This is a genomic window from Actinoplanes sp. NPDC049548 (genome assembly GCF_040676695.1).
GTDB lineage: Bacteria > Actinomycetota > Actinomycetes > Mycobacteriales > Micromonosporaceae > Actinoplanes.
Map to the genome: position 1 here is coordinate 1 of NZ_JBFAPM010000055.1, position 6,113 is coordinate 6,113.

Below are 6,113 nucleotides of genomic sequence, written 5' to 3' on the forward strand. Positions count from 1 at the left end.
ACCCGGAAACCACGGATCTTCACCTGATCATCAGCACGGCCGAGGAAATCCAGCACCCCGTCACCACGCCACCGGACCAGGTCACCGGTGCGATAGCAGCGTTCACCCGGCTCGAACGGGTTCGCCACAAACCGTAGTGCGGTCAACCCCGACTGACCCACATACCCATCAGCCAGACCAACCCCCGCCATGTACAACTCACCCGCGACCCCGATCGGCACCGGGTTGAGCTGCTGATCCAACACATAGAACCGCTTGTTCGCGATCGGCCTGCCAACCGGGATCGCAGCCCTGCCGAGATCCTCCGCACGCACGGTGTGACAGGCAGTGAAAATCATCGACTCCACCGGCGAATACCCGTTCACGATCCGCAACGCCGGATAACGCCGCTGCAGCCGGGCAAGATGCGCCACCGACGCCGCCTCACCGCCGGTCATCACCTGACCGACACCCTCGAACGTCTCCGGATACTCATCCACCAAAAGGTTCAGCAAACTCGCCGAGAAATGCACAGTGCTGATCCGATGCTCGGCGACCAGCCGAGCGATCACCGCCGGCTCCGGCACCTGACCCGGCTGCAACACACACGTCGCCCCGTGCAACAACGCCCCGAACAACTCCAAAGCGAACGCATCCCACGACACCGGCGCGCACTGCAGCCACACCTCACCAGCACCGAAATGCACAAAATCCTGCGACGTCAACGTGCCCACCACCGAGCGGTGCGAGGCCACCACACCCTTCGGCACCCCCGTCGACCCCGACGTGAACATCACGCACACCGCGTCGCCCGCGTCAGCCCGCCGACCGGGGTCGGCGGCGGGTTCACCGGGCACGCTTTCGACAAGTACGGGCGCGCAGGGTGCCCGGGCCGCCAGCGCGGCCGCGGTGACCACGAGCCCCACGCCGGCGTGCTGGGTGACGGCGGCCAGGCGCTCGTCCGGGAACTGCGGGTCCAGCACCGTGTAGGCGCCGCCTGCCTTGAGCACCGCGAGCACGGCAACCACCAGGTCGACTCCGCGCTCCAGCAGTACGCCCACGGTCGCGCCACGCGCGACCCCGTGCCGCACCAGCTCGCGCGCGAGACGGTTGGCGCGCGCGTCGAGGTCGCCGTAGCTGACCCGTTCGGTGCCGAAGATCAGCGCTGTACGGCCCGGGTCGACCGCCGCGATCAGCTCATGAACACAGCGGTCGTGCGGGAACTCGGCCGCCGTGTCGTTCCAGGTGACCAGCGAGGTCCGGGCCTCTGAGGCGGTCAGCACCGGTAGCTGCCCGAGTGACAGGTCGGGCTTGACGACCACGGCCTCCAGCAGCCGCACCAGCCGGGCGACGAGCTCCTCGGCGGTGGCCGGATCGAACAGGTCGGTGGCGTACTCGAGGGCGCAGCCCAGCCCGTCCGGGCGCTCGGCGAACGCCATGGTCAGATCGAACTTCGCCCGGCCGTTGCTGACCGTTTCGACCTGGGCGTCCAGCCCGGGGAGGTCGAGCCGCGCATGCGCGTTGTTCTGCAGGACGAGCATGACCTGGAACAGCGGGTGCCGCGCCAGCGTTCGCTCCGGGTTGACCAGCTCGACCAGCCGCTCGAACGGCACGTCCTGATGGGAGTAGGCGGCGAGGTCGGCGTCCCGTACCCGGGCCAGCAGCTCGCGGAACGTCGGATCGCCGGCGGTGTCGGTGCGCAGCACGAGGGTGTTGACGAAGAAGCCGACCAGATCGTCCAGCGCCTCGTCGGAACGGGCCGCGACCGGAGTGCCGAGCAGGATGTCGGTGCCGGCGCCGAGCCTGGTCAGCAGCGCCGCGAGCGCGGCCTGGAGCACCATGAAGAGGGTCGTCTGGCTGTCCCTGGCGAGCTCCAGCAGGGCGCGGTACAGGTCGGCGCCGAGGTCTGCCTCGACCAGAGCGCCCCGATGGCTCGGTGTGCCGGGCCGCACCCGATCGGTGGGTAGTTCGAGCTGGTCGGGTGCGCCGGCCAGGGCGTTCCGCCAGAACCCGAGCTGGCGGGAGAGCACACTGTCCGGGTCGTCCTCGGAGCCCAGCACGTCGCGCTGCCAGAGCGTGTAGTCGGCGTACTGCACCGGCAGCGGCGTGAAGTTCGGCGCTCGCCCGTCGAGCCGAGCCTCGTACGCGATGGCCAGGTCGCGGCACAGCGGCGCGAGGGACCAGCCGTCGCTGACGATGTGGTGCAGGACGAGCAGCAGCACGTGGTCGTCCGGGCCGTTCTCCGCGAGCGTCGCCCGTATCGGTGCCTCGGCGGTGAGATCGAACGCGTACTGCGCGTCCCGTTCGCCGGCCTCGACCAACGAGACCTCCGACGACGGCAGAATCACCTGCCGAGAGCCACCCTTCACCGGCGGGAACACGGTCCGCAGCGCCTCGTGGCGGGCGGCGACGTCGGTCAGCGCGGCCTGCAGCGCCGGCCGATCGAGCGCGCCGACCAGCCGGATGGAGACCGGCACGTTGTACGTCGCGGACGGCCCCTCCATCTGGTCGAGCACCCAGAGCCGCTGCTGGGCGTACGACAGCGGCAGCAGGTCGGGGCGGTCGGCGGCACGCAGCGCCGGGCGGGCATCTCCCGCGCCATCGAGCAGCGCGTCCAGACCGGCGATCGTGGGCGCCTGGAACAGGTCGCGGACAGTCAGCTCCACGCCGAGCACCGCGCGGAGCCGGCTGATCAGCCGGGCCGCGAGCAGCGAGTGCCCGCCGAGGGCGAAGAAGTTGTCGTTGATCCCGACCTTGTCGAGGCCGAGCAGGGCCCCGAAGATGCCGCAGAGGATCTCCTCGCGCGGGGTGCGCGGCGCGGTGCCGGTGGAGTCCACGGTGGGCGCAGGCAGCGCCCGGCGGTCCAGCTTGCCGTTCGGGGTCAGCGGCAACGCCTCCAGCGGCACGAACGCTGACGGCACCATGTACTGGGGCAGCAACGCGGCGGCGTGCCGGTGCAGCTCGGCCGCGTCCGTGCCGGGCACCACATACGCGACCAGGCGCTTGTCCCCCGGGCGGTCCTCGCGGAGAAGTACGGCGGACTGAGTCACCTCCGCGTGTCGGGCCAGCACGGCCTCGATCTCGCCCAGTTCGATCCGGAAGCCACGCACCTTCACCTGGTGGTCGGCGCGCCCGACGAACTCCAGCTTCCCGTCGGCCCGCCAGCGACCGAGGTCGCCGGTGCGGTACATCCGGGCGGCGGTCCCGAACGGGTTGGCGACGAACCGCTCGGCGCTCAGGCGGGGATCGCCGAGGTACCCGTGGGCCAGCCCGTCGCCGGCCGCGTACAGCTCACCCACCACCCCGACCGGCGTCGGCGCGAGTCCGGCGTCTAGCAGGTACACCTGCGTGTTCGCGATCGTCGCCCCGATCGGCATCACCGTGGCACCGTCGTCGCGCGCTTCGATCCGGTGCGTATTGGTGAAGACCATGCTCTCGACCGGCCCATAGCCGTGCACCAGCCGCAGCTGCGGGTTGGCTCGCCGCACCTTGACCAGGTGGGCGAGGGAGGGCGCCTCGCCGCCGGTCATCACCTGCCGCGCGGTGGCGAACACCTCCGGGTAGTCGTCGGCCATCACGGCGAACAGGCCGGCGGACAGCCAGAGCGTGGTCACGCCGTGCCGGGCGACCAGGCCGGCGATGATCGCGGGGTCCGGGCTCTGCCCGGGGGCGAGTACGCACGCTGCGCCGTGCAGCAACGAGGGCCACAACTCGAGCGTCAGACCGTCCCAGGAGACCGGCGCGCACTGCAGCCACACCTGGTCGGCACCGAAATCGACATAGGACTGGGCGAAGAAGGTGCGGATCGTCGCCCGGTGCGGTGTCGCCACGCCCTTGGGCCGCCCGGTGGACCCGGACGTGTAGAGCACGCATGCGACGTCGTCGGCGGTGACGTGCACGTCCGGGGCGGTGTCCGGCTCGCCGTCGAGCGAGACGCGGTCGATCAGCACCAGCGAGGTGGCCGGCGACGGGATCGCCAGGTGTCGTTGGGTGACCAGCGCCCGCAACCGGGCGCCGGTGATGATCCCGGCGATCCGATCCCGCGGGTGTGACGGGTCGAGCGGGACATAGGCGCAGCCGGCCTTGAGGGCGGCGAGCAGCCCCACCACCAGCTCCGGACCGCGCTCGACGTACACGCCGACCAGGTCACCGGGGCGGACGCCGAGGCCGATGAGGTGGTGCGCGAGCCGGTTGGCGCGGGTGTCGAGTTCGGTGTAGCTGATCTCGTCGTCGCCGAAGTAGAGCGCCGTCCTTTCGGGCGTCGCGGCGGCCTGGGCGGCGAAGGTCCCATGGATCGTCGCATCCCGCGGGTACGCCGCGGCGGTGTCGTTCCAGTCGACGACGATGCGGTGCCGCTCGTCGGTGGTGAGCAGGTCGACCGCACCGATCCGGACGTCCGGGTGGGCCGCCACAGCAGCCAGCACGCGGATCAGCCGGGCCCGCAACAGTTCGGCGGTGCCGCGGTCGAACAGGTCGGTGGCGTACTCGAGGTATCCGGTGAGGCCGGCGGGCGCACCGTCGTCATCGCTGCGCTCGGTCAGGGTGACGGTCAGGTCGAACTTGGCGACGGTGTTCTCGACCGGGTTGGGCGTCACGGTCAGCGCCGGAAGGTGCAGGTCGGCGGCGGCGTTGTTCTGCAGGGCCAGCATGATCTGGAACAGCGGGTGCCGGGAGAGCGACCGCTCGGGGTTCAGCTCCTCGACCACCCGGTCGAACGGCACGTCCTGGTGGGCGTACGCGGCCAGATCGACCTCCCGCACCCGCGCCAGCAGCTCGCGGAATGTCGGGTCGCCGCCGGTGTCGGTGCGCAACACGAGCGTGTTGACGAAGAATCCCACGAGGTCGTCGAGCGCCTGGTCGGCCCGGCCCGCGACCGGGGTGCCGAGCGGGATGTCGGTGCCGGCACCGAGCCGGGTCAGCAGCGTGGCGAGGGCCGCCTGAATCACCATGAACAACGTGGTTCCGCTGGCGCGGGCCAGGCCGATCAGCGCGCGATGCAGAATCGGGTCCACATCGATCCCGAGTGCGGCGCCCCGGTAGCTGGACTCGACGGGGCGAGGACGGTCGGACGGGAGCTCCAGTTGGTCCGGGAGTCCGGCCAGTGCGCCGCGCCAGTAGGCGAGCTGCCGGGCGGCCAGGCTCAGCGGGTCGTCGTCGGAACCCAGCAGATCGCGCTGCCACAGCGTGTAGTCGGCATACTGCACCGGCAGCTCTTGCCACTCGGGAGCGGAGCCACCGAGCCGCGCCTCGTACGCGGATGCCAGGTCGCGCAGCAGCGGGCCCATCGACCAGCCGTCGGCCACGATGTGGTGCGCCACGATCAGCAGCACCGCCTCGTCCGGATCCCGCACGAACAATGTGAAGCGGATAGGCGCCTCGGCCTCGAGGTCGAAGCGCCGATCGGCCGCGGCACGGAACGCCTCAGCCTCGTCCGGACTCTCGTCCACGCTGAACAGGCTGGGCACCGACCGCGGCGCGAGCACCTGCTGGCGGGGCCGGCCGCCGGTCGCCGGATAGATGGTGCGTAGCGACTCGTGCCGCCCGACGACGTCCGCGACAGCATCGTGCAGCGCGGCCCGGTCGAGGGTGCCGGTGAGCCGCACCGCGTACTGCACGTTGTACGTGGAGCTCGGCCCCTCGATCTGGTCGATGAACCAGAGCCGCTGCTGGGCGTAGGACAGCGGCAGCACGTCGGGCCGGTGCGCGGGCTTGAGCTCGGGCCTGGCAGCGTCCGCCCCGACGGCGATCCGGTGGGCGAGGCCGGCGACCGTCGGCGCCTGGAACAGATCCCGGATCCCGAGCTCGACGCCCAGGTCACGACGGATGCGGCTGATCAGTCGCATCGCCAGCAGCGAGTGACCACCCAGGTCGAAGAAACTGTCATCGACGCCGACCGTCGCCACACCCAGCACATCGGCGAAAATCCCGCACAGCAATTCCTCACGCGGCGTACGCGGCGCGGTATTCCTCACCTCAACACTCGGCGCCGGCAAAGCAGCCCGATCCAACTTACCGTTCGCCGTCACCGGCAGAACATCAAGCGCCACGAACGCCGCCGGCACCAGATAATCCGGCAACAACCCACTCACAAAATCCCGCAGACCCGCCGCATCACCGACCACATACGCCACCAG

At 70.6% G+C, this 6,113-nt stretch carries 2 protein-coding genes; one reads left to right on the top strand and one right to left on the bottom strand.

The features are described 5' to 3' along the window. On the bottom strand, nt 1–5,951 hold a 5,951-nt coding region (locus tag AB0J80_RS38360), incomplete at its 3' end, for an amino acid adenylation domain-containing protein (protein ID WP_364714744.1). Between AB0J80_RS38360 and AB0J80_RS38365 the strand changes: the two genes are divergently transcribed. Further along, nucleotides 5,835–6,113: hypothetical protein (locus AB0J80_RS38365; RefSeq protein ID WP_364714746.1), on the top strand; the 279-nt coding region annotated here is incomplete at its 3' end. The genes AB0J80_RS38360 and AB0J80_RS38365 overlap by 117 nt on opposite strands.